Below are 14,270 nucleotides of genomic sequence, written 5' to 3'. Positions count from 1 at the left end.
TCACCGAGCCCCTTTAACTCTCTTATCCCATTCTTCAAGCATTAAATCCAACGCCAGAAGATTAGTAAGCTTAAGCCTAACCTTGTTGTTGCTGTAGTCTATCGAGCCACTAAACTCATTTATAAGTTCAAAAACTTTTTCAGCCTCCCTAAGATTCAGATTTCTCCCATAAAATTCCTCACCACATTCGGGGCATTTGAAGGTAAAATCCTCCAAAGCCGATAAGAATGCACCCTTATCTTTAAGCAGCTCCTGAAAGTTATCGAGGATGAGCATCTGTTCTATTAAATCCTCCCATTTAATGGTTTTCCCGCATATGGGGCATCTGGACATTAAATCACCCCAACTTCTTTAGAAACATTTCGATTTCTTTCACTAAAAACTTAACGGCTTCCTCAAGATTTCTCTTCCCGTTAGCACCTGCCGCTCCAGAGTGACCTCCACCAGAACCGTCTATAATTGGGCCAACTTTTTCCATGAGCTTTCCTAAATGAAGACCCTTCTTGACAAGGTTTTCTTTTGCCCTTGCAGAAATCCTAACCCCCTTCTTATCGCTCCCAACAATCGCAACATCAGCCCCAAGCTGAAGGAAAATCTTACAGGCTAAAGATTCATAGGCAGAAACCTTTGAAATAGCTATTATGTAATTGCCGACTTTTTTGATTTCCATTCTCTGGCAGGCCTTTAATATGGCCATTCTCTTTGCCTGGTCTATGTTCTCATCACTCACTGGAGCAACTAAATTGTATATCTCCCCCATCTGGATATCAAACCTCTCCAAGATTTTGGACACCGTTTTGAAGGTTTTCGAGTTTGCGTATCTAAAATTGGCAGTGTCTGTGACTATTCCTGCTAAAAGGACTTTTGCAGAAACTTCATCGTAGAAGTCAAAGTACTCCAAAAGCTCCCACACAATCTCTGCAGTGGAAGTCCTTGAGGAGTCAACGATTTTTATGTCAGCCCTTATTGGGTTCTCCTTTTCGATGTGATGATCGATAATGATTACATACTTATCATCCGGAACTTTAACAGGCTCCAGCTGTTCAAGGGAGGAAGTATCAAAAATTATAACCACGTCCTCTAAAACGGCTGGATTCTTTTCTACCTGAGCGAAGTTGAGAAGGCGTTTTGCATAAGATGAGACGCTTTGGGCAACACCTATTCGGTTTTTTAAGCCTAGACTTGTAAGGTATCTAGAAAAAGCTATAGCGCTACCCAAAGAGTCCGGATCGGCGTTATGATGGCACAGCAACAAAAAAGAATAATCCCTCTCCTTTGCGTTATTCAGGAAGTTCTTGAGCTTTATTTTGCCCCGCAATTTTCCTCAACCTTTTTTCAACTTTTTCATAAGCCTTCTCAAGCGCCTCATCAATCAGCTTTTCCACGTCCACTTTCACGAATATTGGCACCTCAAGATAGACCTCTATCTCCAAATCCAAGGTATCCTCCCGGTTTATCCTCGTTGTCACTTCTATGTCTTTCACTTCACTTCTCGTTAAGTGCTCAAAGATATACTCTATAATCTCCTCCTGGGCTAACTCCCCGAGAGATATTAGCTCTTCTTCACCCAGCTCTGGAAGCCCTATGTGGAATACCCTCTTCATCTACACCCCTCATAAAATGTTGAAAAAAGAACTCACCCGGCTACTCCTCTCAGAGAGCTCTGTATTTGTTGTGTGAGCTCTTTAATTTTTTCGTTGAGCTTCTGTTCCTGCCTCTCTAATGCCCTTAGACGAACCTCTAGAGTTTCTACTTTCTCTTTAAGCTCCTCTAATGCCTTTGCCTTTGTAGCTTTGATTATTAGAGTGCCAACTGTCTTGTATATTGGAGTGTCCTCTTCAACTTTTTCAATCTCTTCCAGGGCCTTTTTAGCATCGTTGAGCTCTACCTGAATTCTCTGTTTCTGCTGGATTACAAGCTGAAGCTGCTGTTGATAGTTCTCGAGCTGTCCCAACAAAGCCTGCACCTGAGGTGGAATGTTCTGCATGACAACACCTCCCTTTAGTCCGAGGCTATACTCTCAGAGAAGATTTAAATAGTTAACTAAAGCTCGACTACATCGAATGCAACTTTAATCCATCGAAGGTAAGAATTAAGGGTTCCTCTTAAGGCGGAGTTGTCCTTTGCAATGAACTCCATTATGACCTTGTTTTCCTTTAGAGAAAAGTTCATCCTGCTTCTCCGGTAGGGAACTGTTTTATGCTCAAAAAGAACACTCTCGTAAACAACTCTTGCTGTCTCATTGTTGGGGAATTCAATCTCGATTGTGCCTCTTATCATTTTTCATCCCTTTTGATGCCGAGCTTTTCTTTATAGTCCCATCTTCTTCCGTCTTCCATTATCCATATTTTAACGCTTATCAAAGGCCCCACCGGCTTCTCCCGTGAGACATCAAAGCGGTAGAAGTTTACGGCCATTCCCCTTGGGTGGCGTTCAATTACGCCCAAAACGTCCGTGTTGTATTTATCCGCTATGTACTGAAGGCTCTTTTCTCCTCTCGGGACGAATTTCCCATTGGTGAGCTCAGCAAAAACCTGACCAAAAACGATGTGATCAAGTCCAACCCTTTTAGCGGTTGTAACTATAAATGGCATTTCCTCCCTAATCGGGCGAAGGTTTCTAAACCCCATTTCTCTCTGAAGCTTGATTCCATGAAGGTAAAGATAACCCATATACCCCCAATCCTCTGGAGAAACCTTTATGAAAGTCATCTTGAGTGGATTCCCCTTCCACACATTGATTATCAGAAGCCTCTCGTAACCTCTATCGTAAGCCTCCATAAGAAGGTCTTGAATGGTTTTCTTTCCCCTAGTTAAATAAGTCGAGTTAGGAAAAACCCTCTCTAGGTCATGTCCAAAGCTTCTAGTCCTCCTTGTGGGTCTGTGGGATGTTGTTATCAGCATCATCTCTGATCACTTGGGGATTTTAGAGAAGGGGGTTATAAATCTTTTCAATAGAGAAGAGATAGGGCTCAAATTGCCTTAATCCTTCTGGCAACTTTGGGCCTAGGCTTGTAGATTATCTTTGCTCCACAGTATGGACAGCGTATTTCTCTCGTAATAGCAAGATCCATTTTAAACTCTTTTCCACATTTTGCACATTTATACAATGCCTCTACCATAACGATCACCAAAAAATGTTTTAAGGGGTTTATTGAGTTGTTACACCCCTCTTAGCAATCCTTCCAGCTGGAGTTGCGGGCAAGTAAGCGCCTCCTGCAAAAGTTGCGCCACACTTCTGGCACTGCCATATTCCGGTGCTTATTCTCTTAACGGCTTTCCTTCCACATACTGGGCAAGTATGCTTTTGTCTCATCTTTTCCTCTACTGCTGCAACTCTTCTTCTGATCTTAAGACCATATCTTGGTCCAAACCTTCCAGCGGATCCAACTTTCTTTGTTCTTGGCATGATCATCACCTCTAATGATCTTTAAGCCGATGGGTATAGCAGAGTTTTATTTAAAAGGCTTTTCCTAAAACCTAGCTTAAAGAACAAAATTTAGTTTATAAACCTTTCTTGCTAAATGCTTCTAATTTCTCTATGGGAGATTTTCCATGTTAAGATCACAAAAGCTTCTCCAACTAAGAGAGATGATCTCATCCCCAAGCATAGAATAATTGTAAATTGCACACTCCCAGCCAGCGATCCAAAGAGCTGGAAAAAGAAAACCCTTAGGTGAATTGTCCATCTCTCTAACTTTGCAGCTTTGGAAAGTGCCTTCTTTTCATGGAAAGCTACGAATGCAAAGATTAAAGTCAATACCAGAAAAATCTTGCTGTAGGCATTAATCCTACCAGAGCAAAGAACGTGAATAGCAAAAATCCAGCGATTGTAACACCCAGAAGTGTCCTTTTATAATTTATGTCAGCCAAAAGGCCAACTAATCCAAGAACGATAATGGATAACAGCAATGCAGGTATAAAAGTCCCCAGATAGTCAGAAAACGATATGCAGGCTCCAGGAGCAAAAAAGGTTAATCTAAGCAACCAAAAAGAAAAATAATGATGGGTTAAGGAGCGGTCTCTTTTTCTCTGGAGATAATTGAATCATAATACTCCCTCAAGCAAGATACACTTTTCTAAGCCGCAGTTTTGCATGGTAGTATGCAGAAACAATTCCACTGAGCCATGGAATTAAGATGAGCCAGCTATCATCCTTAGGGAGGGCAAGCCAGAAGTCAAGGAAGACTATCGCTAATAATCTTACCAACCACTTTTCATAGGGCAAAGCTTTATTAAATTCATCGCCTTTGGAGAAAGCATTAACCAGCAGTTCATAGAGGAAAATCAAAAAAGCATTAATCACTGTGTAACCAATAAGTGCTTCATAAAAGGCTTTTGATGATGTATCTTTTATATGTGGATGAGGGTGAAAAACCCTAAAGATACATAGTACAGTAAAGCCGAGCACAATCAATAGGAAGTCTTTGCTTTTGATTATTTTACTGGGAGTTGTATCAAGATATGGCATTATTATCATACCTCCATTGATAAAATCAGAAAAAAGAGGAAGATAAAAACTACAGTGTCCATAAAGCTTTAGCTGAAACTGTCCACGAGCCATCTAACAAACTTTCTGTAGCTGAAGATATAGTGTATGCTGATACACTATATACAATCCATCCTGGTGTAGCAGTAAGAGCTAATCCTAAGCTAATTGTTGCAGCAGCAAAGTTAAGCCAGGGATCATCAAGTAACGAAAAGAGATAATTTCCATAAGTGTGCTCATATACCATTGAAAACTCTACAGGAATTCCCTTAGCATTTGGATGTATTGTGTATATAATGGTAATGTATCCCTCAACAATTTCATCTTTTACTGTGTATGTTCTAGTAGTAAGTACTGTATAAACCCCATTGATATATGTTCCCCCAGGTGTTTCTTCTTCTTTCACATATGTTACTCCACTGTTATCTCCTGCTCCCAAAGTTGTGTATATTAATTGCCCATCATAGGATAAAATTCCTTTTTGATACGGGATATAAATCAAGTCTTCACTTCCCCTCCAGCCCCATTCTTCCGTTGCTGGATAACCATCTGGTGTTCTCCATTCCCAATGATAATCTACAAATACATACTCGGGCATTGACGAATAACTGTATGGAGTTACCTCCAAAGTGAGGTACATCTGCTCTCCACCCATTGGTTGGATTTCTCCACTCTTACTAGTCTTTTTTGGAAAACTGTACGTATAGGTGACAGTTTTCCCTTTCTTAATCCCATACTTAACTAGCAACCACTCAGCACGAAGTTCGTTATGCCATCCACCTTTTAAGAGCAATCTATGATATTCGTTGAATACCTCCTCAACTTCAGTCCTTGACACCCCCTCACTAACTCCAAATGGAAATGCCATTGCTGTTCCGGCTGTTGCTCCTATCATTAATAATCCAACTAATAGGGCAAAAAGTTTCTTCATGTATCCATCACCGCAAAATATTTTCAAACATCATAGTATATAAATTTTTTCATCTTAATTAGTATATCAACTATAGTTTTTGTTTGTTTTTTATTACATATTAGAACAGTACTAATTATAAATGAAAATGCGGAACAAGCAAATTTCAAGGAAAAAGAAGAAAACAAAAAAGGTCACTCTTTCTTGATGCTTTCAAGAACCACTTTTCTTATCTCTTCAGCCTTTTTATAAGCTAAATCCACGGCATAAACGACTTCTTCAAGCTTGAAGCTTCCTCCCTCGCTTTTCTGCACCGCTGAGATGTATCCATTTTCATCGGTTGTTATTGTTAGTTTGCCATCCATTACCTGTTCCTCTTCAAAGTTTGGATCTACTATCAAGGCGTTGCCTATTTTGGCGAAGCTCACTGGAATTGGGACTTTTGTTACTGGCAAGGGCTCGTATTCATCCAGAAGCTTTACTTCTCCGCTTTCCTCATCGTATTCAACTTTCGGTATTTTTGTGCTCAACAATGCTGCAATTGCACCGATTCCAGAAGCATCTAACAGATTCCCGTCGTGGTCGAGAATATGTACGTCTATGAAGATCACCCTTACAAGCTTTCCAGGCACTATTACAAGCTTGCTCAAATCTACAGCCTGGCTTTCTCTTATTCCTCTGTCTACAACTCTAGCAAGTTCTATTGCCCTCTCATCTGGCGGCCCCGGTTCAAAGGTCGGAGATGCTAACGGGACGAATTCGACGTTGGTTGTCATGACACCCATTTCCGGCAAATCTGGAAACGGCTCTCCAAAATCAACTTTTATTCCAACGAGAACTTGAGTGTTACCTAGTTTTACAAGAGCAGACCCTTCAGCCTTTTCTATGACGTTTGTTTCTATTGTCAGAGGCCTTAAATCTTCCGGCCCTCTTCCATCGATTCTTTTACCCTCTTTCAAAAGGTTGAGGATGTGGTCTCTCATTATTGATGCCATTACTTCCATTTTACTCACCTACCTCTTCCGCTATCTTGAGATACTTCTCCTTCAAAGCCTCTCTCTGTTTTTGATACACTGCCTTAGCTCCCTTTATTGCAAGCCTTACTGCTTCAAGGAATTCTTCCTTGGTGAGGTATCCGTCCATCTGAAGAAGAGTTATGTCGTTCTTAATGGGCATTATCGCAACTGGAACATCGGCTTCTCCATAGTTGTCCTCCTCTTTGTTTAGGTCAAGAACAATCTCCCCGTCTATCTTCCCAGCGGCACATGCTGCAACTAGGTCTCTCATAGGAATCCCAGCATCTGCCAAAGCAAGGGAAGCCGCAGTAATTCCAGCTACCCTTGTACCTGCATCTGCTTGAAGCACCTCTATGAACACGTCTATGGAAGTTCTCGGAAATAGTTCAAGGATAACAGCTGGTTCAAGGGCCCCTCTAATAACTTTGCTTATTTCTACGCTTCTCCTGTCCGGTCCAGGCTTCTTCCTCTCCTCAACGCTAAAGGGCGCCATATTGTACCTAACTCTCAAAATCGCTCTGTCAGGCTTCTGAAGGTGCTTTGGATGAATCTCTCTAGGCCCATAAACTGCCGCTAAAATTTTATTCTTCCCCCATTCTACGTATGCAGAACCGTCTGCGCTCTTCAAAACTCCAACTTCCATTTTAATCGGTCTCAGCTCGTACTTCTTTCTTCCATCAAGCCTCTTGCCATTCTCATCAATAAGCTTGAGTCCCTCAGGCCTTCCCATCATTTCTTTTCACCCTCTTCAATTTGGGGAACTTCTTCAATAATCCCCTGTTCTTTAAGCTCATGCAATCTCTTAATCAGCATCTCCCTAACCCTGTCAGTTAATCCCTGAGTGTGGCTTTCTCTGTCTACTTTTAGAATAGCCTCTATAGCCAGCTTTTCCAGTTCCTCGTTTCTTCCACTAACCCATACCCATCCATTCTGCCCTACTATTATCCTCGTGTTTGTAAGGTTCTTGATCATGTTTATCATTGAGCCTCCCTTGCCTATAAGGCGAGGCACTTTAGAAGGTGTTATCTTTACAAGCTGTCCTCCCTTTAGAGGTCCTCCATTGAAAGGCATTCCTTTTGTTATCAGGTCTATTTGATTGATTTCATTAAATGCCTTTACTTTTGCGTAGATTATGTCACCTATATCAAATAGTTTTCTCAAATCTGTCTTTAAAATGTCGATTTTTCCTTCAACAGCATCTTGAACCCTCAGCGTGGCTTGATAGGGAGCACCTATATCGACAACCCAGTTTGAAAACTTTACGTCAACTATTTTCCCTATTACACTATCTCCCACTTCCGGAATATACGGGCCTTCTAGCGGAACTACTGACACTGTGTCGTTTGAAATCCTAACCAATCCAACTACCGTCGAGTAAATTCTGTTTCCCTCTTTAAAAGTTCCTCTTCCATTTTTGAACGGTCCCTGGGCCAAAAGCGTTCCTGGAACCACTAATTCCCTATTTTTTACAAAAATCTTCTTCATAGTCCCTTCCTCTCTATAAGTTTAGTTATTGCAGTGCCCTTTGTGAGGGCGTTTAATTTCTCATAAAATTCTTCCTCAACTCCTCCAGGAATTTCTATTAAAAAACATCCATGAGCCATCACTTGCCCACTCTTCCCTCTTTATATTTCCAAACTTTCTAACTTCACCGTAAGCTTTTCCACTGTATTCAGAGGGTATCTTCACTGCTATGACCTTGGTTTCTATTTTAAGCGGTAGAGCTCCTCTCAAAGCCTTTATAACATCTGGAACTTGAGCTTCGGCATCTTTGAATATATCTACCCTAACCCCAACTTCTTCCATTGCCTTCAAAATTCTCTCCGGAGGATGAGGATAGCCAGTTCTCGGGTCTACAGCATGCCTGTGGATTATCATTGCTATCTGCTTTTTCTTCTCTTCCAGCATTTCTCTTCTCTGCTGTGCGGTAAGCTGTACTTCTCCCTTCTTGAGGATTATCTTTGCCACTTCATAGGGATCACTTGTCCCGAAAATCTTCTGCATTTCGTGTTCACTGGCTTTATCTCCCTTATGGGCGTCTTTAAAAACATAAGGAGTGGCAAGGATTTCTTCAATCGGAACATCTTTACCCTCTTTGAAGTCTCTGGCTAGATATGGATCCACTAGTATTTCAAAAACTTCACCATGTGTCTTCAATCGAGCAATCACTGCCTTATCGACGCTTATGGGCATGCTGATCACCTCAGTAGTTGCTGTCTAGCTCGCTGTAGTCCTCTTCCTTCTCTGGAACCTCCTCCGCTTCAGCTTCTTTTAATGCCTCCTCAAGACATTTGGCAACTTCTTCTTTGCTGATCTTCTTGAACTTCTTCTCCTTCACTGTGATTACTGCCACTTCAATGCTATCTGGAGATGGTTCTTCCATTGTCTTTGCAAGAGCGAGCACTGCAAGCTTTATGGCATCTTCGAGTGTCATGTCATCCTTGTACTTTTCCTCAAATATTGCCATTGCCGTGTTTCTTCCGCTTCCTATTGCAACGGCTTTCCATTCAAAGTAAGCTCCACTTGGGTCTGTTTCAAACAGTTCGGGCTTTTCGTTTACGCCCGCCATTAAAAGGGCAGCACCAAAAGGTCTAACTCCACCGTATTGCGTGTGCATCTGCTTTAGGTCACAAATCTTTTTCACTAAAACGGTGAGTGGAACGGGTTCTCCATAAGTAAGGCGATAAATCTGAGCCTCCAAACGTGCTCTATCAACAAGAACTCTTGCATCAGCTATTATTCCGCTTGAAGCTGCGGCTATATGGTCATCAATCTGGAAAATCTTCTCATAGCTTTCCGGCTCTATGAGCTTGCTCGTTACTCTCTTTTCTACAGCCAGAACAACACCGTCTTTACACTTTACCCCAACGGCAGTTGCTCCCCTCTTAACTGCCTCCCTAGCATACTGCACCTGGAAAAGTCTTCCATCAGGGCTGAAAACCGTTATCGCCCTATCATATCCAGCTTGCGGTGGTACAAACGCCATTTTTCATCACCTCTAAAGTTATCGTAATTGGCTATATTAGGAATTCCTCAATTCCCTTTATATACTCTCCGATGTGTAAGTTATCGGGTTGATAATTAAATTTTTCTATCTCTATTTCCATCCGAACTCCCTTAAGAATTTTAGCTTGAGCCTCCTTATAGTTCCCGACACTCCAAGTGTTCTTATTATTGCTTTTGAACCGTTTATCTCGGTAACCAAAGTGAGAGCAAATCGGAGCTCTTCAACATACTTCCTATCGCATCTAACAATCCCAGTCTGGGTTTTTTCATCGAATTTTATAAACCAGGGTTTTACCCTCGCGGTACCGAGCTCGCCCAGAGTTCTAAGAGATGCATCCCATATGGCTTTTTTTATCTCATCCTTTTTGAACTCCCTCTCCCCAATGATTTGAAAAGCTATGTAGCGGTGCTTATCCCTTAGCGTTGGAGGCAAAGTTCTCGGTCTCTCCCTCATGAGAGAGCCTTCCGCATTTTGATTTATTAAATTATCTCAAAAACTTTTAATGAGTGAAGCTTAGTTATTTATGATGAGAAGAGGAATTGCGGAGCTCCCACTTCACGGCGGACATGTGCCGAGATGGTTGGCTTTGAGAATGAAGAGGTTAGCAGAGCTTGTCTTAAAGCTTCTAGTCGATGAATACGGCACTCAAGGGGTTCTCGAAAGGCTGGCAGATCCGGTGTGGTTTCAAGCGCTTAACAATCTAATCGGCATGGATTGGGATTCATCGGGCTCAACAACCGTGACAGCTGGAATTATAAAAGAAGTTCTCTCGAGAGAAGAGCTCGGAATAAAAGCCGCTGGTGGAAAAGGAGCAAAGAGCAGACAAACCCCAGAAGAGCTGAAGAAAATAAGCGAGATCTACGAGCTAAACCCCAACGATTACATAAAGACCTCCAAGTTCGTTGCGAAGGTTGACACCGTTGCCCTGCAAAACGGCTACCAGCTCTACCATCACGTTTTCTTTGTTGATGAAGAAGGGAGATGGGCAGTTGTGCAACAGGGAATGAACCCTTCGGTCAAACTCGCGAGAAGATATCACTGGTTTTCCGAGAAGGTGGAGTCCTTTACCCTTGAGCCTCACAAGGGCATAAGCGGGATAAAAAGTGAATATGCTCTGAACACAATAGCTAAAGAGGCAAAAGAATATCAGAAAACTCTACTCGACCTAATAGGTGAAAGTCCAGCAAAGATTGAAAGAGAAGTCAAAAGCGTGGAAGCCATAACAAGGGGATACGTACCGTTTTACAAGCCCTATGAAAAAAGAAAGATTCTGCCCCTGGTGGAGAGGTACCAGAGCCTTGGAAAGCTTGAGCTCAACAAGAGGGCATTGGAGCTGGCAAGAGAGCTGAGTGTGAAGAATTATGATGAACTTTTACTGATTAAAGGCTTAGGGCCGAGCACCTTAAGGGCACTGTCTCTTGTTCTTGAGCTTATCTATGATGTCCACCCATCATGGAAAGATCCGGTAACTCACCCGCTGATCCATTCAAGTTCGCCTATGCTGTCGGTGGGAAGGATAAAGTACCCTTCCCCGTTGAAAGAGGGACTTATGACGACTTGATATCATTTCTTGAGAAGCTCCTCGAAAAGGGCAAAGAGGAAAGGGAGCTCGTTAAACAGGTGACGAAGATAAGCAAGAAGTGGAGGTTTCCCGAGGAAGAGAAGAGGGCGACTTGAGCAATATGCTTTATCAAGAAAAGTTAGTTGTATAAGTAAAAATCAAGGATTTTTATTGCATGTTTTAAACTCATTCAATTGGAAGAAGGTTGTTGGAAAGATTATTCATTTTTTTCTCTTCTTTCAAAACAAAAGAAATCTTCAATCTCTTTCAAGAGATTAGTATACCATAATTCCTCCCTAAACCACTCTTCTTTCACACTTTTTCCGATTAGTTCATCTTTAGTAATACCAATTATACCAGCAATATTTTCTAGTGCATCATGAGGATCATCCTCTAGTAATGTCCCATATTTTTGGTGAACCTCAGTAAAGTGAACACTTTGGGATACTATTTGCTTTTCCAGACTTTGAGGAATTAAGTAGACACGAATTCGAATTTTGTAATTATCGTTGGCAGTCGAGACAATTAGGATTTCATTTGATGTAGAGTTTTGTATTCTGGCATCAGGTATACGTCTATTGGTTATTTCTTTGCATATTTTTCTGAGAGTTTGAGACAAAGGAACACCGTCTTCATCAAGGATTGTTAGAAGTCTTATTTCCTCAGGGATTTTACCTAATAAATCCCGAACTAGTCTTGGTAATACCTTGGAGATTACATTTTGTTTACCATTATCTCCGTATACAATAACGCCAAAAGATGTTTTGATATACCTATATTCTCTAGGATTGCGTAACATTTTCATTAAGCTGGCTATTCCTCTTTGAAAATGTGTATCATGGGCAGTAGGGACACGCTCTTTATCAAAATGGAACTCCAATAGGGCTTTAACAAAAACCAAATCATTGAAGCCCTCTAGGACAAAAATATTCATGTGCTTACCCCCAGCCTCAAGTATACCTTAAATCAGTCCCAATTTCGTCGATTTCATTTTTCGCATCTATTCCATCAAAAACTTCTGCATATACCTTTTTTGTATCCTCTCTATAATGGAGGCGTATAACATTAATATCATGGAGCTTATCTTCCTCTTCAGCCTTCTCCAAGAGGGAGTTTAGCAAGTCTAAACTGTGAGTTGAGATGAAAAACTGGACATTTTTTGAGTTAGCTACAATATCTTCAGCTACTATCTCCATAAAATAGGGGTGCAAAGAGACTTCAGGTTCCTCCAAAATAATTATTCCACTCTCCGCTAGAGCTATTAAAAAACTTAACTTAAGCAATGTAACGAATCCATCACCCATAGATGAAAGAGGTATTGGGGCATTATGATGTGAAACAAGCACGTACATTCCTTGTTCAATTTTTCGAATATCTTCGATATATGGGATTCTTTCTTTAAGTATTTCAAGTGCATTCTTAATTTTTCCTTTTGATACGACTAGGTCGTATAAATTACCAACATTGGATGCCACAGCAGATTTCTGGAAATTAAGTACAACATTAAAGGGAGGTATATCTAATTTAGGTTTAGGACGAACAATAGTGTATATTCCTCCAATGTAAATTGGAGGGGAATAATATCTCAAGGTTCTGATAGATACCCTTGATCTTATTCGCTCTGGTATATACAAATACAACCCCGCTATTTCGTTATTTGGATTATATATTGTGATCACAATTTTTGGGGAAGACAGCATATAAGCTGATAATTCATCTGTGAGTTGTTCAATTAGTTTTTGATACTCATCGGGAGTACCTACCTCTGTGTACCCTCTGATCTCTCGTGGTAGATATTTTCTTAGAAAATCACGTTTCAATTCTTCTACTTTTGCCTCATCTATATATTTTTTAATCGATTCAATGAAATATTCTGATGCTTCTCTCAATAACCGATATTCTCTACCAAGCTCTCTATCCACTATACGCTTTGCATATTTCTCCAAGTACTCCATAACTAATCCATATCGCTCGTCATCTGGAAGCCCTTTTGGATAATATTCTATTATAATAGAAGAAGTAGTATATCTTTTTTTCTTGTCCTCTAAGACAACCTGTATTCTGGCTATATTTTCATTTATATGCGTGATATACCTAGGATCATATTTTTTTAATTCGAACAAATACTTAAGAAGATTAAATTCAATTGAATCGTTAAATTTGCTTCCAGCAGTCATTGCTAGGCCAATAGCCTCTAAAATAGAAGATTTACCTGTGTTATTTGGACCAACAATTATATTAATTGACTTTGGGGTAAATTTGACATGCTTAAGCCCTCTATAGTTTTTAATTTCTATTTCTTTTAGTATTTCCATCCTTTATCCCTACTTGTTTGTTAGCCATTTCATCTTATTAATCTTTCTCCATTTGATACTCTTTTCTACACGTGTTTTTTACTATAACCCTTCTCCAAACGCTATCTCTGGAAATACCAAATTTTAGACTAAAAATCCCCTACAAACTAACACAATTGCAGAAACAGACAAACAAACCCAAACCTCGTACAAACATGTTTCCGAGCGTCAAGGTTATTCCGGAAAAAGCTTTCCATAAAGCTTGAATCCCTAGTAAAAGGGCAACTTAGAAGGAACCACAAACCTTGATCAAACCTCGCGCAGGCAAGCAAACTTTTGGAAAAAGTTTGACCAAAAGAGTTCCCTTCTTACTAACAGGCAAAAAACCAGTTGTGCACTACCCAAAAGCACTTTTAGAGGGGTTTACTTCCCAAATACACACTTTCAATTAGGTTTCAATCCAATTTTAGCGTCCACAGGACGCTTTCCTGAGTGAAACCCTCATAAAAGAGCATGTAAATAAGAAACCCCGCTCATTTAGTGTAAATCCTTAGAAAAGCACTTAACATTCCGCCAGCGCTGAAACTTTGCCTCGCAAAGTTTCATTAAAGTTGGTGGTTCCTTTTTGTAGGGATGGTTTGGAGGGGGATTTTTGAAAACGTTTCGTTTAATTGTGAATTCCAACTTTAGAGAACTANCCTATAAGAGTTTACATTGTAAAAAGACNCCCGAAGGGCGTCAAAGTANGAGAAACTTCCCTAAGACAGCTAGTATTTGTGGAATTCCATCCCAAGAGAGCTTTTTAGAATGAAAATCCCTAGTAAAAGGGCAACTTAGAAGGAACCACAAACCTTGATCAAACCTCGCGCAGGCGAAGTTTGTACTGGTGGGCCCGCGGGGATTCGAACCCCGGACCTCCACCTCGTAAGGGTGGCGTCATAACCAGCTAGACCACGGGCCCGCCCAAAGCATTAAAGTTGAAGTTTAAATATAA

At 40.8% G+C, this 14,270-nt stretch carries 17 protein-coding genes, 1 tRNA gene and 2 pseudogenes; 1 reads left to right on the top strand and 19 read right to left on the bottom strand.

From position 1 onward, the window contains the following. The 16 genes and pseudogenes from OCC_RS09680 to OCC_RS09600 all read right to left on the bottom strand — a co-directional run bounded on the left by OCC_RS09680 (nt 1) and on the right by OCC_RS09600 (nt 9,874). Complete coding sequence (locus tag OCC_RS09680; RefSeq protein WP_004066549.1) at nt 1-333, bottom strand: hypothetical protein; 333 nt, start codon at nt 331-333, stop codon at nt 1-3. A gap of 4 nt (nt 334-337) precedes the next feature. Then, complete coding sequence (locus tag OCC_RS09675) at nt 338-1,318, bottom strand: DHH family phosphoesterase (protein ID WP_004066550.1); 981 nt, start codon at nt 1,316-1,318, stop codon at nt 338-340. After that, nucleotides 1,281-1,604: a DUF3194 domain-containing protein gene (locus OCC_RS09670; RefSeq protein WP_004066552.1), complete on the bottom strand. Its 324-nt coding sequence runs from the start codon at nt 1,602-1,604 to the stop codon at nt 1,281-1,283. Before OCC_RS09670 ends, OCC_RS09675 begins: the two co-directional genes overlap by 38 nt. Nucleotides 1,605-1,636: 32 nt before the next feature. After that, nucleotides 1,637-1,987, bottom strand: coding sequence for a prefoldin subunit beta (locus OCC_RS09665; protein ID WP_004066561.1), 351 nt, complete (start codon nt 1,985-1,987; stop codon nt 1,637-1,639). Nucleotides 1,988-2,043: 56 nt separating this feature from the next. Continuing rightward, the gene (gene pcc1, locus OCC_RS09660; protein ID WP_004066563.1) at nt 2,044-2,280 is read right to left on the bottom strand and encodes a KEOPS complex subunit Pcc1; all 237 of its coding nucleotides are present in this window, start codon (nt 2,278-2,280) and stop codon (nt 2,044-2,046) included. Continuing rightward, nucleotides 2,277-2,906, bottom strand: coding sequence for a ribosomal biogenesis protein (locus OCC_RS09655; protein WP_004066565.1), 630 nt, complete (start codon nt 2,904-2,906; stop codon nt 2,277-2,279). Before OCC_RS09655 ends, pcc1 begins: the two co-directional genes overlap by 4 nt. A 65-nt stretch (nt 2,907-2,971) precedes the next feature. Further along, a complete protein-coding gene (locus OCC_RS09650; RefSeq protein ID WP_004066568.1) occupies nt 2,972-3,121 on the bottom strand; it encodes a DNA-directed RNA polymerase subunit P in 150 nt (49 codons plus the stop codon). Nucleotides 3,122-3,150: 29 nt separating this feature from the next. Then, nucleotides 3,151-3,408, bottom strand: coding sequence for a 50S ribosomal protein L37ae (locus OCC_RS09645; protein WP_004066570.1), 258 nt, complete (start codon nt 3,406-3,408; stop codon nt 3,151-3,153). Between the two features lie 651 nt (nt 3,409-4,059). Further along, complete coding sequence (locus tag OCC_RS09635) at nt 4,060-4,470, bottom strand: hypothetical protein (RefSeq protein ID WP_004066572.1); 411 nt, start codon at nt 4,468-4,470, stop codon at nt 4,060-4,062. Between the two features lie 49 nt (nt 4,471-4,519). Further along, on the bottom strand, nt 4,520-5,419 hold the full coding sequence (locus OCC_RS09630; RefSeq protein ID WP_020953791.1) for a hypothetical protein: 900 nt from the start codon (nt 5,417-5,419) through the stop codon (nt 4,520-4,522). A gap of 173 nt (nt 5,420-5,592) precedes the next feature. Next, nucleotides 5,593-6,402, bottom strand: a complete 810-nt coding sequence (gene rrp42, locus OCC_RS09625) for an exosome complex protein Rrp42 (RefSeq protein ID WP_004066573.1) — start codon at nt 6,400-6,402, stop codon at nt 5,593-5,595. Between the two features lies 1 nt (nt 6,403). Then, on the bottom strand, nt 6,404-7,147 hold the full coding sequence (rrp41, locus tag OCC_RS09620; protein ID WP_004066574.1) for an exosome complex exonuclease Rrp41: 744 nt from the start codon (nt 7,145-7,147) through the stop codon (nt 6,404-6,406). Further along, nucleotides 7,144-7,899, bottom strand: a complete 756-nt coding sequence (rrp4, locus tag OCC_RS09615; RefSeq protein WP_004066575.1) for an exosome complex RNA-binding protein Rrp4 — start codon at nt 7,897-7,899, stop codon at nt 7,144-7,146. The genes rrp41 and rrp4 overlap by 4 nt, the downstream gene beginning before the upstream one ends. Next, a pseudogene (locus OCC_RS09610) lies at nt 7,896-8,607 on the bottom strand (ribosome assembly factor SBDS). The gene rrp4 and the pseudogene OCC_RS09610 overlap by 4 nt, the downstream one beginning before the upstream one ends. A 10-nt stretch (nt 8,608-8,617) precedes the next feature. Beyond that, nucleotides 8,618-9,400, bottom strand: a complete 783-nt coding sequence (gene psmA / locus OCC_RS09605) for an archaeal proteasome endopeptidase complex subunit alpha (protein ID WP_004066576.1) — start codon at nt 9,398-9,400, stop codon at nt 8,618-8,620. Between the two features lie 111 nt (nt 9,401-9,511). Beyond that, a complete protein-coding gene (locus tag OCC_RS09600; protein ID WP_004066577.1) occupies nt 9,512-9,874 on the bottom strand; it encodes a ribonuclease P protein component 2 in 363 nt (120 codons plus the stop codon). A gap of 70 nt (nt 9,875-9,944) precedes the next feature. Between OCC_RS09600 and OCC_RS09595 the strand changes: the two are divergent. Further along, nucleotides 9,945-11,098 (top strand): annotated as a pseudogene (locus OCC_RS09595) (DUF763 domain-containing protein). A gap of 101 nt (nt 11,099-11,199) precedes the next feature. Here OCC_RS09595 and OCC_RS09590 read toward each other — a convergent pair. The 3 genes from OCC_RS09590 to OCC_RS09580 form a co-directional block, all read right to left on the bottom strand. Further along, complete coding sequence (locus OCC_RS09590; RefSeq protein ID WP_004066578.1) at nt 11,200-11,916, bottom strand: hypothetical protein; 717 nt, start codon at nt 11,914-11,916, stop codon at nt 11,200-11,202. Between the two features lie 16 nt (nt 11,917-11,932). Further along, nucleotides 11,933-13,297: an AAA family ATPase gene (locus OCC_RS09585; RefSeq protein ID WP_004066579.1), complete on the bottom strand. Its 1,365-nt coding sequence runs from the start codon at nt 13,295-13,297 to the stop codon at nt 11,933-11,935. A gap of 863 nt (nt 13,298-14,160) precedes the next feature. Beyond that, a tRNA-Val gene (locus tag OCC_RS09580) sits at nt 14,161-14,237 on the bottom strand. Between the last annotated feature and the right edge of the window lie 33 nt (nt 14,238-14,270).

The sequence above is a fragment of the Thermococcus litoralis DSM 5473 genome (genome assembly GCF_000246985.2).
GTDB classification, from domain to species: Archaea; Methanobacteriota_B; Thermococci; order Thermococcales; family Thermococcaceae; genus Thermococcus_A; species Thermococcus_A litoralis.
The sequence above is the reverse complement of the archived record's forward strand: the minus strand, read 5'-3'. Positions and strand labels throughout refer to the sequence as shown.

What these genes read in the sequence shown, in the direction of transcription:
- rrp41 (WP_004066574.1), bottom strand. Translation starts at nt 7,147, where the DNA reads ATGATGGGAAGGCCTGAGGGACTCAAGCTTATTGATGAGAATGGCAAG.
- psmA (WP_004066576.1), bottom strand. Translation starts at nt 9,400, where the DNA reads ATGGCGTTTGTACCACCGCAAGCTGGATATGATAGGGCGATAACGGTT.
- pcc1 (WP_004066563.1), bottom strand. Translation starts at nt 2,280, where the DNA reads ATGATAAGAGGCACAATCGAGATTGAATTCCCCAACAATGAGACAGCA.
- OCC_RS09655 (WP_004066565.1), bottom strand. Translation starts at nt 2,906, where the DNA reads ATGATGCTGATAACAACATCCCACAGACCCACAAGGAGGACTAGAAGC.
- OCC_RS09600 (WP_004066577.1), bottom strand. Translation starts at nt 9,874, where the DNA reads ATGAGGGAGAGACCGAGAACTTTGCCTCCAACGCTAAGGGATAAGCAC.
- OCC_RS09665 (WP_004066561.1), bottom strand. Translation starts at nt 1,987, where the DNA reads ATGCAGAACATTCCACCTCAGGTGCAGGCTTTGTTGGGACAGCTCGAG.
- OCC_RS09680 (WP_004066549.1), bottom strand. Translation starts at nt 333, where the DNA reads ATGTCCAGATGCCCCATATGCGGGAAAACCATTAAATGGGAGGATTTA.
- OCC_RS09645 (WP_004066570.1), bottom strand. Translation starts at nt 3,408, where the DNA reads ATGCCAAGAACAAAGAAAGTTGGATCCGCTGGAAGGTTTGGACCAAGA.
- rrp4 (WP_004066575.1), bottom strand. Translation starts at nt 7,899, where the DNA reads ATGAAGAAGATTTTTGTAAAAAATAGGGAATTAGTGGTTCCAGGAACG.
- OCC_RS09630 (WP_020953791.1), bottom strand. Translation starts at nt 5,419, where the DNA reads ATGAAGAAACTTTTTGCCCTATTAGTTGGATTATTAATGATAGGAGCA.
- OCC_RS09635 (WP_004066572.1), bottom strand. Translation starts at nt 4,470, where the DNA reads ATGCCATATCTTGATACAACTCCCAGTAAAATAATCAAAAGCAAAGAC.
- OCC_RS09585 (WP_004066579.1), bottom strand. Translation starts at nt 13,297, where the DNA reads ATGGAAATACTAAAAGAAATAGAAATTAAAAACTATAGAGGGCTTAAG.
- OCC_RS09590 (WP_004066578.1), bottom strand. Translation starts at nt 11,916, where the DNA reads ATGAATATTTTTGTCCTAGAGGGCTTCAATGATTTGGTTTTTGTTAAA.
- OCC_RS09670 (WP_004066552.1), bottom strand. Translation starts at nt 1,604, where the DNA reads ATGAAGAGGGTATTCCACATAGGGCTTCCAGAGCTGGGTGAAGAAGAG.
- OCC_RS09650 (WP_004066568.1), bottom strand. Translation starts at nt 3,121, where the DNA reads ATGGTAGAGGCATTGTATAAATGTGCAAAATGTGGAAAAGAGTTTAAA.
- rrp42 (WP_004066573.1), bottom strand. Translation starts at nt 6,402, where the DNA reads ATGGAAGTAATGGCATCAATAATGAGAGACCACATCCTCAACCTTTTG.